The organism is Klebsiella sp. SYXHC3 (assembly GCF_057196925.1).
Window position 1 is genome coordinate 231947 of record NZ_JBXUNG010000005.1, and the last position, 15279, is coordinate 247225.

General features: G+C 56.3%; 13 protein-coding genes. 10 read left to right on the forward strand and 3 right to left on the reverse strand.

Annotated features, from left to right (window positions below; translation table 11 throughout):
- The first annotated feature begins 7 nt into the window (after positions 1 to 7).
- From AC2CGP_RS15315 to murJ, 3 genes are all read left to right on the forward strand, one after another.
- Positions 8 to 655, forward strand: a complete 648-nt coding sequence (locus AC2CGP_RS15315; protein ID WP_015367202.1) for a YceH family protein — start codon at positions 8 to 10, stop codon at positions 653 to 655.
- Positions 656 to 657: 2 nt separating this feature from the next.
- On the forward strand, positions 658 to 1581 hold the full coding sequence (locus AC2CGP_RS15320) for a Gfo/Idh/MocA family protein (protein WP_015367201.1): 924 nt from the start codon (positions 658 to 660) through the stop codon (positions 1579 to 1581).
- A gap of 113 nt (positions 1582 to 1694) precedes the next feature.
- Positions 1695 to 3230, forward strand: coding sequence for a murein biosynthesis integral membrane protein MurJ (gene murJ / locus AC2CGP_RS15325; protein ID WP_015367200.1), 1536 nt, complete (start codon positions 1695 to 1697; stop codon positions 3228 to 3230).
- Positions 3231 to 3285: 55 nt separating this feature from the next.
- On the opposite strand, the gene AC2CGP_RS15330 is transcribed toward murJ, so the two are convergent.
- Positions 3286 to 4500 carry an MFS transporter gene (locus AC2CGP_RS15330; RefSeq protein WP_110916026.1) on the reverse strand — a complete coding sequence of 405 codons (1215 nt, stop codon included), beginning with the start codon at positions 4498 to 4500 and terminating at the stop codon, positions 3286 to 3288.
- A 109-nt stretch (positions 4501 to 4609) separates the two neighbouring features.
- On the opposite strand from AC2CGP_RS15330, the gene AC2CGP_RS15335 reads away from it, so the two are divergent.
- Positions 4610 to 5548, forward strand: a complete 939-nt coding sequence (locus tag AC2CGP_RS15335; RefSeq protein WP_163312384.1) for a LysR family transcriptional regulator — start codon at positions 4610 to 4612, stop codon at positions 5546 to 5548.
- Positions 5549 to 5587: 39 nt separating this feature from the next.
- Here AC2CGP_RS15335 and rne read toward each other — a convergent pair whose 3' ends face one another.
- Positions 5588 to 8812 carry a ribonuclease E gene (rne, locus tag AC2CGP_RS15340; protein ID WP_047058271.1) on the reverse strand — a complete coding sequence of 1075 codons (3225 nt, stop codon included), beginning with the start codon at positions 8810 to 8812 and terminating at the stop codon, positions 5588 to 5590.
- 825 nt (positions 8813 to 9637) lie between these two features.
- Between rne and rluC the strand changes: the two genes are divergently transcribed.
- Complete coding sequence (gene rluC / locus AC2CGP_RS15345; protein ID WP_072205245.1) at positions 9638 to 10591, forward strand: 23S rRNA pseudouridine(955/2504/2580) synthase RluC; 954 nt, start codon at positions 9638 to 9640, stop codon at positions 10589 to 10591.
- A gap of 40 nt (positions 10592 to 10631) precedes the next feature.
- Here rluC and AC2CGP_RS15350 read toward each other — a convergent pair whose 3' ends face one another.
- Positions 10632 to 11216, reverse strand: a complete 585-nt coding sequence (locus AC2CGP_RS15350) for a Maf family protein (RefSeq protein ID WP_015367195.1) — start codon at positions 11214 to 11216, stop codon at positions 10632 to 10634.
- A gap of 141 nt (positions 11217 to 11357) precedes the next feature.
- On the opposite strand from AC2CGP_RS15350, the gene yceD reads away from it, so the two are divergent.
- The 5 genes from yceD to fabD all read left to right on the forward strand — a co-directional run bounded on the left by yceD (position 11358) and on the right by fabD (position 15268).
- Positions 11358 to 11879: a 23S rRNA accumulation protein YceD gene (gene yceD, locus AC2CGP_RS15355; RefSeq protein ID WP_015705036.1), complete on the forward strand. Its 522-nt coding sequence runs from the start codon at positions 11358 to 11360 to the stop codon at positions 11877 to 11879.
- Between the two features lie 16 nt (positions 11880 to 11895).
- Positions 11896 to 12069 (forward strand): 50S ribosomal protein L32, encoded by a 174-nt coding sequence (rpmF, locus tag AC2CGP_RS15360; RefSeq protein WP_000290724.1) that lies wholly within the window; start codon positions 11896 to 11898, stop codon positions 12067 to 12069.
- A 146-nt stretch (positions 12070 to 12215) separates the two neighbouring features.
- Entirely contained in the window at positions 12216 to 13316 is a 1101-nt protein-coding gene (plsX, locus tag AC2CGP_RS15365; protein ID WP_086557245.1) for a phosphate acyltransferase PlsX, read from the forward strand.
- Positions 13317 to 13369: 53 nt separating this feature from the next.
- Positions 13370 to 14323, forward strand: a complete 954-nt coding sequence (locus AC2CGP_RS15370) for a beta-ketoacyl-ACP synthase III (RefSeq protein ID WP_015367192.1) — start codon at positions 13370 to 13372, stop codon at positions 14321 to 14323.
- 15 nt (positions 14324 to 14338) lie between these two features.
- Positions 14339 to 15268: an ACP S-malonyltransferase gene (gene fabD, locus AC2CGP_RS15375; RefSeq protein ID WP_015367191.1), complete on the forward strand. Its 930-nt coding sequence runs from the start codon at positions 14339 to 14341 to the stop codon at positions 15266 to 15268.
- Positions 15269 to 15279: the final 11 nt, after the last annotated feature.

Genomic DNA, 15279 nt, shown 5'->3' on the forward strand with positions numbered 1-15279 from the left:
AGAAAACATGAAATATCAGCTAACCGCGCATGAAGCGCGCATCATTGGTTGCCTGCTGGAGAAGCAGGTGACCACGCCGGAACAATATCCGCTATCAGTGAATGCTGTGGTTACCGCCTGTAACCAGAAAACCAACCGTGAGCCGGTAATGTCGCTGGCGGAAAGCGACGTCCAGGATTTGCTGGATGAGCTGGTCAAACGCCACTACCTGCGTACGGTAAGCGGTTTTGGCAACCGGGTGACCAAATATGAACAGCGCTTCTGCAATTCGGAATTTGGCGATCTCAAATTAACGGCGGCGGAAGTCGCCATTGTCACGACGCTGCTGCTGCGCGGTGCGCAAACGCCAGGCGAGCTGCGTAGCCGCGCGCAGCGGATGTATGAATTCCGCGACATGGCCGAGGTGGAAAGCACGCTCGACAATTTGGCCAGTCGTGAAGACGGTCCTTACGTCGCGCGCCTTCCGCGCGAGCCGGGTAAACGCGAAAGCCGCTATATGCACCTGTTTTGTGATGACATGGATTCGCTCATTACCGTCGTGGAAGCCGTGTCGCCGCCGAATGACGATTTGCAGGCGCGCGTTGAGGCGCTGGAAAGTGAAGTCGCTGAGCTCAAAGTACGCCTTGATTCACTACTGGCTCATTTAGGAGAGTAACCGTGACGGCGAAATTACGTGTTGGCGTGGTGGGACTTGGCGGCATTGCGCAAAAGGCATGGCTGCCGGTGCTGGGCGCCGCTGATGGCTGGACGCTGCAGGCCGCCTGGTCGCCAGGAAAAGAGAAAGCGTTACGCATCTGCGAAACCTGGCGTCTGCCCTATGCCGAGTCTCTGGATGCGCTGGCGGCGCAATGTGATGCGGTATTTGTCCATACCTCAACCGCTTCACATTATGAAGTGGTTCATCATCTGCTGAATGCAGGCGTTCATGTTTGCGTGGATAAGCCGCTGGCGGACAAGCTCAGCGAAGCCGAATCATTGGTTGAACTGGCGGCACGTCGGCGTTTAACGTTAATGGTGGGCTTCAATCGCCGCTTTGCGCCGTTGTATCGTGAATTGAAAGCGCATCTCAATGACGCGGCGTCATTGCGCATGGATAAGCACCGTAGCGATAGCGTGGGCAAAGAGCTGCGCTTTACCCTGCTGGATGATTATCTGCATGTTGTCGATACCGCGCTGTGGCTGGCGGGAGATAAAACGCGGGTGGACGGCGGGGTCCTGCAAACCACTTCTCAAGGGGAAATGCTCTACGCCGAGCATCACTTCAGCGCGGGGCAACTGCAGATCACCACCAGTATGCATCGTCGCGCGGGAAGCCAGCGTGAGTGGGTGCAAGCGGTGACCGATGGCGGACTGTATGAGGTGTGCGATATGCGCGAGTGGCGTGAAGAGCGGGGCAGCGGTATCCTGCAGCGCCCGGCGCCCGGCTGGCAAACGACGCTTGAGCAGCGTGGATTCGACGGCTGCGCGCGGCACTTTATCGAATGCGTGCAAAATCAGACGGTTCCGGAAACCGCCGGCGAGCAGGCGCTTTTAGCCCAGCGGATCGTGGAAAAGCTCTGGCGCGAGGCGATGAGCGAATAACTGGTTGTAACAACTGACAGTAGTAATTCATTGCGAACCCGGTAGACTATCGCCACTTTCCAGCGCCCGCTTTTGCGGGCGTTTTACTCCATGGGTTGTGGAATAAGACAGTAATGAATCTATTAAAATCATTAGCGGCAGTCAGCTCGATGACCATGTTCTCGCGCGTACTGGGGTTCGCCCGCGATGCTATCGTCGCGCGTATTTTTGGCGCCGGGATGGCGACCGACGCCTTTTTTGTGGCCTTCAAACTGCCAAACCTCTTGCGGCGTATTTTTGCCGAAGGCGCCTTTTCTCAGGCGTTTGTGCCGATTCTCGCTGAATATAAAAGTAAGCAGGGCGAAGACGCGACGCGGGTGTTCGTCTCCTATGTTTCCGGGCTGTTGACGCTGGTTCTGGCGCTGGTCACCGTGGCGGGGATGCTGGCGGCGCCATGGGTGATTACCGTAACCGCTCCGGGCTTTGCCGATACGCCGGATAAATTTGCCTTAACCACCCAGCTGCTGCGCATCACCTTCCCCTACATTTTATTGATCTCGCTGGCGTCGCTGGTGGGGGCGATCCTTAACACCTGGAACCGCTTCTCGGTTCCCGCCTTCGCGCCGACCTTCCTTAACGTCAGCATGATTGGTTTTGCCCTGTTTGCCGCGCCTTATTTTCATCCGCCAATGCTGGCGATGGCCTGGGCGGTCACGGTTGGCGGTATCCTGCAACTGGCGTATCAACTGCCGCATCTGAAAAAAATAGGTATGCTGGTTCTGCCGCGGGTTAACCTGAAAGATGCCGGGGCGATTCGCGTGGTTAAGCAGATGGGGCCGGCGATCCTCGGCGTCTCTGTTAGCCAGATCTCGCTGATTATCAATACCATTTTCGCCTCCTTCCTGGTTTCAGGTTCGGTCTCCTGGATGTATTATGCCGACCGTCTGATGGAGTTCCCCTCCGGCGTGCTGGGCGTGGCGCTGGGCACCATCCTGTTGCCATCGTTATCAAAAAGTTTCGCCAGCGGCAATCACGATGAGTACTGCCGACTGATGGATTGGGGGCTGCGTCTGTGCTTCCTGCTGGCCTTGCCAAGCGCGGTTGCCTTAGGCATTCTCGCCAAACCGCTGACGGTATCGCTATTCCAGTACGGTAAGTTTAACGCTTTCGATGCGGCGATGACGCAACGCGCTCTGGTGGCTTATTCGGTTGGACTGATGGGGCTTATCGTCGTGAAGGTGCTGGCGCCGGGCTTTTACTCGCGCCAGGATATCAAGACGCCGGTTAAAATCGCCATTGTTACTCTGATAATGACCCAGGTGATGAACCTGGCGTTTATTGGCCCGTTGAAGCATGCCGGCTTGTCGCTGTCTATTGGTCTGGCTGCCTGTCTGAACGCCGCGCTGCTTTACTGGCAACTGCGTAAGCAGAAAATCTTCACGCCGCAGCCGGGCTGGTTCGTCTTCCTGCTGCGTCTGGTCATCGCGGTGCTGGTCATGGCCGCAGCGCTCGTCGGCGTGATGTATCTGATGCCGGAATGGTCGCAGGGGACGATGCCGTTCCGCCTGATGCGTCTGATGGTGGTGGTGGTGGCTGGCGTTGTCGCCTATTTCGCGACCTTGCTGCTGCTCGGCTTCCGCCTGAAAGAGTTTGCCCGCCGCACGATTTAAATTCACCGTAACGTCGGGCCTGATTAACCCGTTCCGCTATGCGGAGCGGGTTTTTTTATCTCACGGCGCGTTCTGCGGCCTGTAGACGAGCATTTTCCAGCAGGCGGATAATCAGAGCAATCGCGCCGCTGCTCACCGCCAGAATCACCACACCGTTCCAGCCAGCCAGCACGTACAGTTTACTTCCCAGCACCGATCCCAGAGCCATTCCGATGAAGACCACGGTAAATAGCAAGGCGTTAAGCCTGCCGCGGGCCTGGGGCTCCAGGCTGTAAACCAGGTTTTGATGCGCCACCAGGCTCGACTGCAGACCAAGGTCAAAACCGATAGCCGATAACGCAATCAGCGCCAGTTGGCCGTGTACCGGCAGCGCGGGCAGTAGCAACATTAGGGCAAAGGAGACGGTGACGAATGCCGCGCCGAGCTGGGTGACTCTCCCCGCGCCAACTTTATCCGCCAGTCCTCCTGCCAGCGGTGCCGCCAGGGCGCCTGCCGCGCCAGCGATACCGAAGCCGCCGGCGACCGCGCTACCCATCTGGTAATGTTCGGCGAGCATCACCGCCAGCGTCGACCAGAACGCGCTAAAGGCGATAGACAAAAAGCCCTGGGCGAATGCCGCGCGGCGCAGCGCGGGATAGCGCTGCCACAAATGGGCCATTGACTTCAGCAACTGCGGATAACTGAGGGTAGAGTGGATCTCAAAACGCGGCACAACACGCCACATTAACAGGCCGATAAAGGCGATACTGACTGCCGCAGCCTGGTACATGACCCGCCAGCCAAATAGCGCGCCGACCAGCCCGCTGACGGTACGTGAAAGCAGGATCCCCAGTAGCAGGCCGGTCATCACCGTACCGACCATCTTCCCCTGTTTGCCCGCCGGCGCCAGAATCGCCGCCGCCGGGACAATATCCTGCGCCATGGTCGCCGCCATGCCAATCAGCAGGCTGACGACCAGTAGCGAGGTAAGCTGACCGGTCAGGCTGCAGAGTAGCAACAGTACCGCCAGCACGGCGCTTTTCAGCAGGATAAGCATTCGGCGATCGTGGCGATCGCCGAGCGGCAGCAGAAATAATATTCCCAATGCATAGCCAGCCTGGGTCAGCGTGGGCACCAGCCCCATACCCTCCACGCTGAGATGCAGGTTGGCGCCGATTAACGGCAGCAACGGCTGGGCGTAGTAGATGGATGCGACGCTGAAGCCAGCGCCGAGCGCGAGAATAAAAATAACCCAGCCGGCCTGGCGGGGGGATAAAGGAAGCGGTGTCATGGTAGTGCCCTCGTAAATGCGTTGGCGCTATTGTTCCCTGAAGCAGACTGGCGCGGAAGATAGGGTAGTGGTAAAACGGTTATACGTAGCACGTATAGGCAAAATATAAATGAAGAAACAAGAGCGTATAGATCGGATTGAGCTGATGCGGACCTTTATTCGCATCGTCGAAGCGGGTTCGCTCTCGGCGGCGGCTCTGCAGATGAGTACGACTCAGGCGACCGTCAGCCGACGTTTGCAGTCGCTGGAGACGTTACTTGGCGCGAGGCTTATTCTGCGCACGACCCATGCGATGAAACTGACCGATGACGGCGAGCGCTGTTATCAACATGCGCGGCGGCTGGTGGACAGCTGGCTGGCGCTGGAAGATGATTTGCGCATCGAGGAGGACCGGCCGGTTGGCGTGCTGCGGGTGCGGGCGCCGCACGCTTTTGGCCAACAGCAGTTGCTGGGTCCGCTGGTGAGTTTTCTGCAGCGATATCCCGAGCTCTCCGTTGAGTGGATGCTGAATGATAAAACCGTCGACTTTCTTAGCGATAATATTGATTGCGCGATCCGCGTTGGCGCAGAAGTCGATCCATCAACGGTATCGGTATTATTGGCTGTGGTTCCCCGCAGCCTGGTGGTTGCGCCTGAGCTAATGGCGCGACATCCGGAACTCAGCGAACCGCAGGCGCTCTCCGCGCTGCCCTGGGTCGCTATCAGCACCTTTTATCAGCATGAAGTCACGCTACAGCATCAGGTAGACGGGCAGCTGATGAATTTCCCGATTGTCCCTTGCCTGAGTACCGATAGCGTCTACGTTGCGCGTAACACCGCCCTGGCGGGGCTGGGGGCGGCAATTGTTTCCAGTTGGGCGGTGGAGGAGGATATTGCGGCAGGCAGGCTGATTGAGCCGTTTGCGCAGTGGCGGGCTTCGCCGCTGCCGGTGCATCTGGTTTATCCCTGGGCGCGCTATTATCCGACGCGGCTACGCAAGTTTCTCGATTTGATGCGCGAAGTGATGCCACAGGTGGCGGGGATGCAGCGCCCGGACGAGAAGAAATAAAAAAACCGGCCAGTTGGCCGGTTTTTTCGTTGAGCACCGTTACTCTACAGGCTGCGGACGGGTAGCTTCCGCCGTGGCCTGGTGAGTGGCGCTATGGCCGCCTGCAGACCCTTTACCCTCAAAGGCAAACGGAGGACGAACCCAATCGCTTTGGCGCGGGGCTTCCGGCACGTATTCCGGAGCCGGTGCGCGGGTCATCGGCGCGGTCGCATGGCGAGTCGCGGTGGTCGCCGGTTGCGCTTTCACCACTGGCGCGGTGCTGATGACCGGCGTCGGTTCAACAACCGGCGCGGCTTCTTCAACGGCGGCAACGGTCGTTTCTTCGACAACAGCGGTTTCTTCTTCGGCAATCGTTGGCTGCGCAGTGACGGTTTCTTCAGTAGCTGGAGCAGGTGCGGTCTCAGTTTCTTCGACTACCGGCTCTGCTGGCTCACTGACTTCTGCCTGCGGCGCAACGTTTTCCGCAACAACTGCGGTCTCTTCAACCACCGCCGTTTCTTCGACGACCGGAGCTTCAACGACGGTCGCTTCTGCGGTCGGTTCGCTGGCCACTGCCGGTGCGACAGTTTCAGCTGCGACGGTTTCCGCAACGACAACCGGAGCGATAGTCTCCGCGACGACTGGCGTAATGATAGGCTCAACGTTGGCGGTTTCCTGTACCGGTAACTCTTCCTGCTGCTGATCATGCGCACGGGCAATCGGATAGCGGATCCACGCTTTACCTGACGCCAGCTCAGGCGACGCGCAGGCGATGGCCAGCGGCATCGGCGACTGGGTCGGATAACGCTCATCGCGGTAACGACGGCGACGTTGGCCGCTTACGCGCAGGTGGCGCGGAGAGCGACGAGAGCGACGCGGCATACCGTTAGATTCACGAGCGTCGCCGTTTTCATCCTGCTCAGCGGCAGTTTCAACGACGGCCGGCAGATCGACTTTTGCCAGTTCCGTACGCGGCGTAGTGGATTCCGCCTGCTGCTCAGCAACGGCTTCGACAACCTGCTCGGTTTCTGCGGATTCAAAGCGGACTTTCTGCGCCAGCTGACGCGGCTTACGACGCGGCATGCTCTGAACGCGCTCTTCCTGCTCGGTTTCCTGCTGTACTACCGGTTCTTCGCGGGTCTGAGTTTTCGCTTCCTGCTGTGCCTGACGCTTGTCATCATTACGACGGCGGTTGCGTTCACGGCGCGGTTGCTGTTGCTCATCGCGTGATTTGCCTTTATCAGACTCATCGCCCGCGTTTTGGCGAGATTCGCGCAGTTCAGCGTTCTGTGATTGTTTGTCACGACGATTACGGCGGTTCTCCTCGCGTGATTCACGAGGTTCGCGACCTTCTGTGTTTTCTCCGCGATTATCACGAGTATCACGGTTGTCACGATTATCGCGGTTATCACGACGGTCGTTACGGTCGCGGCGATTATTAGAACGCGGTTTACGGCGCTCTTGCTGACGCTCAGGTTTCTCTTCAGTTTTTTGCTCGGCTTTGACTTCAGCCGGTTTAGCTTCTTCTGCGCCGGAGAAGATGTTTTTCAACGCGCCGAAGAAGCGGGACAGCAGACCAGGCTGGGCAGGCGTTGCTACCTTCGCTGCCGGAGCAGCGGCGGCTTTCGCTGCGGTCGGCGCGGCTGCGGTTTCTTCCTGTACCGGCGCAGGCGGCGCATCCGGCATCACGAAAGCAGCCAGCGCTGGCTCTTCGCGGCGTTTGCGTTCAGCCGGTTCTTCGTCAGACGGCATCGCCATCTCTTCTTCGTGCAGTTTCGGCAGCAAATAGCTCAGCGTGGAGGTTTCTTCGCCTTTACGCACGCGCAGTACGGAGTAGTGCGGGGTTTGCATCTCATCGTTAGGGACGATGATGACGCGAATGTCGCTCTGGCGGGTTTCAATCGCGCTGACTGCGGCACGTTTTTCGTTAAGCAGGTAAGAAGCGATAGGTACCGGAACGATCGCGTGGACTTCTTTGGTGTTCTCTTTCAGCGCTTCTTCTTCAATCAGGCGCAGGATAGAGAGCGACAGCGATTCGTTGTCACGCACGGTACCGGTGCCGCTACAGCGTGGGCACACGTGGTGGCTGGATTCGCCCAGCGACGGGCTCAGACGCTGGCGGGACATCTCCAGCAGGCCGAAGCGCGAGATATGGCTGATCTGGATACGCGCGCGGTCCTGGCGGACGGCTTCACGCAGGCGGTTTTCAACCGCACGCTGGTGGCGGACCGGGGTCATATCGATGAAGTCGATAACGATCAGGCCGCCAAGGTCGCGCAGACGCAACTGGCGCGCGATTTCGTCAGCCGCTTCGAGGTTAGTGTTGAACGCCGTTTCTTCGATATCGCCGCCGCGGGTCGCGCGAGCGGAGTTGATGTCGATAGCGGTCAGCGCTTCGGTGCTATCGATAACGATAGAACCACCGGACGGCAGACGCACTTCACGCTGGAACGCGGATTCAATCTGGGATTCAATTTGGTAGTGGCTGAACAGCGGGATTTCACCGGTGTACAGTTTGATTTTGCTGCTGAAATCCGGACGACCGAGGGCGGCGATATGCTGGCGCGCCAGCTCAAGCACTTTCGGATTATCGATCAGGATTTCGCCGATGTCCTGGCGCAGATAGTCGCGGAAGGCACGCACGATAACGTTACTTTCCTGGTGGATCAGGAACGGAGCAGGGCGGCTCTCAGCGGCTTTCTGAATCGCTTCCCAGTGCTTCAGGCGGAAGCTCAGATCCCACTGCAGCGCTTCAGCGGATTTGCCAACGCCCGCGGTACGCACGATAAGACCCATGCCGTCCGGCAACTGAAGGCTCGCCAGCGCTTCTTTCAGCTCGGTACGATCGTCACCTTCGATACGGCGCGAAATGCCGCCGGCGCGAGGGTTGTTCGGCATCAGTACCAGGTAGCTGCCTGCCAGGCTGATAAAGGTGGTCAGCGCGGCGCCTTTATTACCGCGCTCTTCTTTATCAATCTGAACAATGACTTCCTGACCTTCACGCAGAACGTCCTTAATGTTAGGGCGGCCATGAGCGCTGTAATTGGCTGGGAAGTATTCGCGGGCAATTTCTTTGAGGGGGAGGAAACCATGACGCTCAGCGCCGTAATCGACAAACGCGGCTTCAAGGCTAGGTTCAATACGAGTGATTTTGCCTTTGTAGATGTTCGCTTTTTTCTGCTCGTGCCCGGGGCTTTCGATATCCAGGTCGTACAGGCGCTGCCCATCAACAAGAGCGACGCGCAACTCTTCCTGCTGAGTTGCGTTGATTAACATTCTTTTCATCGTAACTTACTCATTATTCTTACATTGACGACTAAGCTACGGGCAGAGTAACGCCTTACCGGGTGAAAACCGATGGCCTCGAGTCTGGTTCACGTCGCCAACCTCACGGTTGTCGCGCGCTTAAGAGGCGCAGAGTGTCGGTCGCCTGTGTTTCAAACGGAAACACAGCGCAATTATTCAGGGGAACAGCCTGGGATGTATCACCAGAGAATATTCCATTTATACACTTCATCCTTTAAGTGATTTCGCGTTGGCCGCGCTTGTTCACCTCACTCGATTGCTTGTACAACCGACTGAAGATTCTCTCTTTTGCAGCCTTGACGCACCTCAAACGATGTTGCGTATATTCTCATCGTCTCTCACGTCGCAGGAGTAATGGCTTAACCTGTTCACCTCAATCGGAGGATTCAGATGAACTCCCGGTGGTTCCGGAGTCGATGCCGTCCTGCCACGCAAAAATCTTATAGAGCCTGTGCCGGTAAGGACTGCAACCCGCAGCCCGCTAACTGTCTGAAAGATCAATACGTCTTACGCCATTGCTGCGTGGATGATCGGTCAGACAAAATTGGTCATTCCGCTAATTTCTTGTTCTAACAAGTGTCAACACGGAAAACGGCTTCATTATTCCATTGCTAACCTTGTTATAGCAAGTTCACTTTTACCTTTTATCACCGGGTTACTCACAGTTTTTTCACCAGCGTCTACAGATTGTTCTAATAACAAACAAAACGCCGATGAAGCATGCGATGAAAACCGGATACTGATAAATATAAGCATATAAAAATGAGTGGCGCTAATGCCCTCGGCTATTTAGAATCGCCGACCATGAAAACTGAGACTCCAACCGTAAAAATGGTTGCCATTTCCGCCGATGAAGCGGGGCAACGTATCGACAACTTTTTGCGTACGCAACTTAAAGGCGTACCGAAGAGCATGATTTATCGCATCCTGCGTAAAGGCGAGGTGCGGGTGAACAAAAAACGCGTCAAGCCGGAATATAAACTGGAAGATGGCGATGAAGTGCGTATCCCGCCGGTGAGGGTCGCCGAGCGCGAAGAAGAGGCCGTTTCGCCGCATCTGCAAAAAGTGGCGGCGCTGTCGGATGTTATCCTCTATGAAGACGATCATATCCTGGTGCTGAATAAACCTTCCGGTACCGCGGTGCACGGTGGTAGCGGTCTGAGCTTCGGCGTGATTGAAGGGCTGCGGGCGCTACGCCCTGAGGCCCGTTTCCTGGAACTGGTCCACCGTCTCGATCGTGATACCTCAGGCGTTCTGCTGGTAGCGAAAAAACGTTCGGCGCTTCGCTCGCTTCATGAGCAACTGCGTGAGAAAGGGATGCAGAAGGATTATCTGGCGCTGGTCCGCGGTCAGTGGCAGTCGCACACGAAGGTGGTACAAGCGCCGCTGCTGAAAAATATTCTGCAGAGCGGCGAGCGCATCGTGCGCGTGAGCCAGGAAGGTAAGCCTTCCGAAACGCGCTTTAAAGTGGAAGAGCGTTACGCGTTTGCCACGTTGGTACGCTGTAGCCCGGTTACCGGGCGTACGCATCAGATTCGCGTTCACACGCAGTATGCGGGACATCCTATTGCTTTTGACGATCGTTATGGCGATCGCGAGTTTGACAAGCAGCTTTCAGGGACAGGTTTAAACCGTCTGTTTTTGCATGCGGCAGCGCTGAAGTTCACTCATCCAGGCACCGGTGAAGTGATGCGTATTGAAGCGCCGTTGGATAACCAACTGAAACACTGCTTGCAGGTTTTGCGCAATAGCAAATAAGCACAGCGGCGGATTCATACTCCGCCGCTTTCTTTTATGGCTAGCTAAGCAGCGGGTTAAAGCCTTCCCGGCGCAACATCTGGCATAGCGCTATCAGCGGTAATCCAACCAGCGAATTAGGATCGCGTCCTTCCAGTCGCTCAAATAGCGTGATGCCTAAGCCTTCGCTTTTAAAACTGCCGGCACACTGCAGAGGGTTCTCTTTACGGATATAGGCCTCGATCTCCTGATCGCTTAAATGACGAAAATGGACATCGAAGGGTTCGCATTCCGTTTGCAGGTGTCCGTTGGCGGAATTGTAGAGCGCAAGCCCGGTATAAAAAGTGACAATCGTGCCGCTGGCTTTGCGTAGCTGACGGTGAGCGTTTTCTTCAGTGTGCGGTTTACCGGTGATTTCGCCGTCTAAGACGCAAACCTGATCGGAACCTATAATAAGGTGCTGAGGGAAGCGGGATGCCAGCGCCTGGGCTTTGGCTTGCGCCAGACGCACAACCAACTGGCGAGCGGATTCGCCGGGCTGAGGCGTTTCGTCAACCTCCGGCGCCGCGCATTCGAACGGCAGCGTGAGTTTTTCCAGCAGCATCCGCCGCCACGGCGAGGTTGAGGCCAGGAGAAGATTAGACATATTTTTTCATCCACATATAGCGCTTCGCAGAGCATCATTTTAAACTATGCGCCGCAATGTGTGCGAATAAATGGCAAAAGGCAACCTGAGGCTGCCTTTTTCTTTGACTCTATGACATTACAAAGTTAATATGCGCGCCCTATGCAAAAGGTAAAATTACCCCTGACTCTCGATCCGGTTCGCACGGCTCAAAAACGCCTTGATTACGAGGGTATCTACGCCCGTGATCAGGTTGGCCGTGTCGCCGATTCAGTCGTCAGCGTGGACAGTGATGTGGAATGCAGTATGTCGTTCGCTATCGATAACCAGCGTCTCGCCGTTATTACCGGTGATGCGAAGGTGTCGGTAACCCTCGAATGTCAGCGTTGCGGGAAACCGTTCCCTCATCATGTTCACACAACGTATTGTTTCAGCCCTGTCAGAAATGACGAACAGGCAGAAGCACTACCGGAAGCGTATGAGCCGATTGAGGTTAACGAATTCGGTGAAATCGATCTGCAGGCGATGGTTGAGGATGAAATCATTCTTTCCTTGCCGGTAGTTCCGGTGCATGATTCTGAACACTGTGAAGTGTCCGACGCGGACATGGTCTTTGGCGAACTGCCTGAAGAGGCACAAAAACCAAACCCATTTGCCGTATTAGCCAGCTTAAAGCATAAGTAATTGAGGAGTAAGGTCCATGGCCGTACAACAGAATAAACCAACCCGTTCCAAACGTGGCATGCGTCGTTCCCATGACGCTCTGACCGCAGTCACCAGCCTGTCTGTAGACAAAACTTCTGGTGAGAAACACCTGCGTCACCACATCACTGCCGACGGTTTCTACCGCGGTCGCAAGGTAATCGCTAAGTAATCACGCCTTACTCCGTGGATTTCACGTTGCAAGAAAACGTAGTCAACGTCCTTGTAACGTGAAAGACAAGAGTAAAAGCGTGGTGAAGCTTAGTGAGGATCTCCCCAGGTAACTGGGGAATAACCGAACCGGGCAGCGACGATACCTTGACACGTCTAACCCTGGCGTTAGATGTCATGGGGGGCGATTTTGGCCCATCCGTGACAGTGCCTGCAGCACTGCAGGCACTGAACTCTAATTCGCAACTCACACTTCTTTTAGTCGGCGACCCCGACGCCATCACGCCATTACTTGCCAAAGCTGATTTCGAACAACGTTCGCGACTGCAGATTATCCCTGCACAGTCAGTTATTGCCAGTGATGCGCGACCCGCGCAGGCTATCCGCAGTAGCCGCGGAAGCTCGATGCGCCTGGCGCTGGAGCTGGTGAAAGAAGGGCGAGCCGAAGCCTGCGTTAGCGCGGGAAATACCGGCGCGCTGATGGGGCTGGCGAAATTATTGCTTAAGCCCATTGAGGGGATTGAGCGCCCGGCGCTGGTGACGGTACTGCCGCATCAGCAAAAGGGCAAAACGGTAGTGCTGGATTTAGGCGCTAACGTCGATTGCGACAGTACAATGCTGGTGCAGTTCGCCGTAATGGGCGCAGTGTTAGCTGAAGAAGTGGTGGGGATTAAAAACCCACGCATTGCGTTGTTGAATATCGGTGAAGAAGAGATGAAAGGTCTCACCAGCATTCGCGATGCGTCGGCAATGCTCAAAAAACTGCCGTCCTTCAACTATATTGGTTACCTTGAAGCTAACGAACTGTTGACGGGGAAAACGGATGTTCTGGTTTGTGACGGATTCACAGGCAACGTCACATTAAAGACGATGGAAGGTGTTGTCAGGATGTTCCTTTCGCTGCTGAAATCACAGGGAGAGGGAAAAAAACGGTCGTGGTGGCTGATTTTATTAAAGCGTTGGTTACAAAAAAGCCTGAGCAGGCGATTCAGTCACCTCAACCCCGACCAGTATAATGGCGCCTGTCTGTTAGGATTGCGCGGTTCTGTGATCAAAAGTCATGGCGCTGCCAACCAGCGCGCATTTTGCGTCGCAATAGAGCAGGCAGTGCAGGCGGTGCAGCGGCAGGTTCCACAGCGGATCGCCGCTCGCCTGGAATCGTTATACCCAGCAGGCTTTGAACTGCCAGGGAGCAGCAGCGGTAACGGGAATGCCCGACAGCACACCGGGACCAACGGATACGACTGACGCCCTGCGGTTTGAACAACGCGGGTATATTACCCAAGAGTGACTGAGCGTACATGTATACAAAGATTATTGGCACCGGCAGCTACCTGCCTGAGCAAGTGCGTACTAACGCCGACCTGGAAAAAATGGTTGAAACGACTGACGAGTGGATTGTCACACGTACAGGTATTCGTGAACGCCGTATTGCCGCAGCGAACGAGACAGTTGCTACGATGGGCTTCGAAGCCGCAAAGAAAGCGCTGGAAATGGCGAATGTCAACCCGGAACAAATTGGTCTGATCGTTGTTGCGACCACCTCGGGTACTCATGCCTTCCCGAGCTCTGCGTGCCAGATTCAATCTATGCTGGGGGTCAAAGGCTGTCCGGCGTTTGACGTCGCAGCTGCCTGCGCGGGCTTCACCTACGCGTTGAGCATCGCCGACCAGTATGTGAAAAACGGCGCCGTAGATTACGCGCTGGTGATTGGCGCCGACGTGCTGGCGCGCACCTGCGATCCAACCGATCGCGGCACGATCATTATCTTCGGCGACGGCGCGGGCGCAGTGGTGCTTGGCGCTTCTGAAGAGCCAGGCATTATCTCCACGCATCTGCATGCCGATGGCCGCTACGGTGAGCTGTTAACGCTGCCGAACGCCGATCGCGTAGAGCCGGAAAATCCGATTTATCTGACGATGGCCGGCAACGAAGTGTTTAAAGTTGCGGTCACCGAACTGGCGCATATCGTTGACGAGACGCTGGCGGCCAATAATCTTGAGCGCTCGGCGCTGGATTGGCTGGTGCCGCACCAGGCTAACCTGCGGATCATCAGCGCGACGGCGAAAAAGCTGGGAATGTCGATGGATAATGTGGTGGTCACGCTCGATCGTCACGGTAACACTTCTGCCGCCTCGGTCCCTTGCGCGCTCGATGAAGCCGTTCGCGATGGCCGTATTCAACGCGGCCAGTTGATTCTGCTGGAAGCCTTCGGTGGTGGTTTCACCTGGGGTTCCGCGCTGGTTCGTTTTTAGTATAAGGATTTAAACATGACGCAATTTGCTTTTGTGTTCCCGGGACAGGGCTCTCAGGCTGTCGGTATGCTGGCAGATATGGCCGCGACCTGGCCAGTTATTGAAGAGACTTTCGGCGAAGCTTCCGCAGCGTTGGGTTACGATCTGTGGGCGCTTGCCCAACAGGGCCCGGCAGAAGAACTGAACAAAACCTGGCAAACGCAGCCGGCGCTGCTGACCGCTTCCGTCGCGTTATATCGCGTATGGCAGCAGCAGGGTGGTAAAGCGCCGGCGCTGTTAGCCGGTCATAGCCTTGGCGAATACTCTGCGCTGGTCTGCGCGGGCGTGATTAATTTCGCTGATGCCGTTCGTCTGGTTGAACTGCGTGGCAAATTCATGCAGGAAGCGGTACCAGAAGGTACCGGCGCGATGTCTGCAATTATTGGCCTCGACGACGCGTCCATCGCTAAAGCCTGTGAAGAATCTGCACAAGGGCAGGTGGTTTCGCCAGTGAACTACAATTCACCGGGTCAGGTGGTTATCGCCGGGCACAAAGAAGCCGTTGAGCGTGCAGGCGCTGCGTGTAAAGCCGCAGGCGCCAAACGTGCGCTGCCGTTGCCGGTCAGCGTACCGTCTCACTGCGCGCTGATGAAACCTGCCGCTGAAAAACTGGCGGTAGAGCTGCAGAAAATCACTTTTAATGCGCCTACCATTCCGGTTGTGAACAACGTCGACGTGAAGTGTGAAACCGCGCCTGATGCTATCCGCGACGCGCTGATTCGCCAACTGTACAGCCCGGTTCAGTGGACTAAGACCGTTGAGTTTATGGCATCTCAGGGCGTCGAGCACCTGTATGAAATGGGCCCGGGTAAAGTCCTCACCGGCCTGACCAAACGTATTGTTGACACCCTGACTGCTTCTGCGCTCAACGAGCCGGCTGCGATGTCTGCGGCGCTTGAGCAATAAAAGAGGAATAC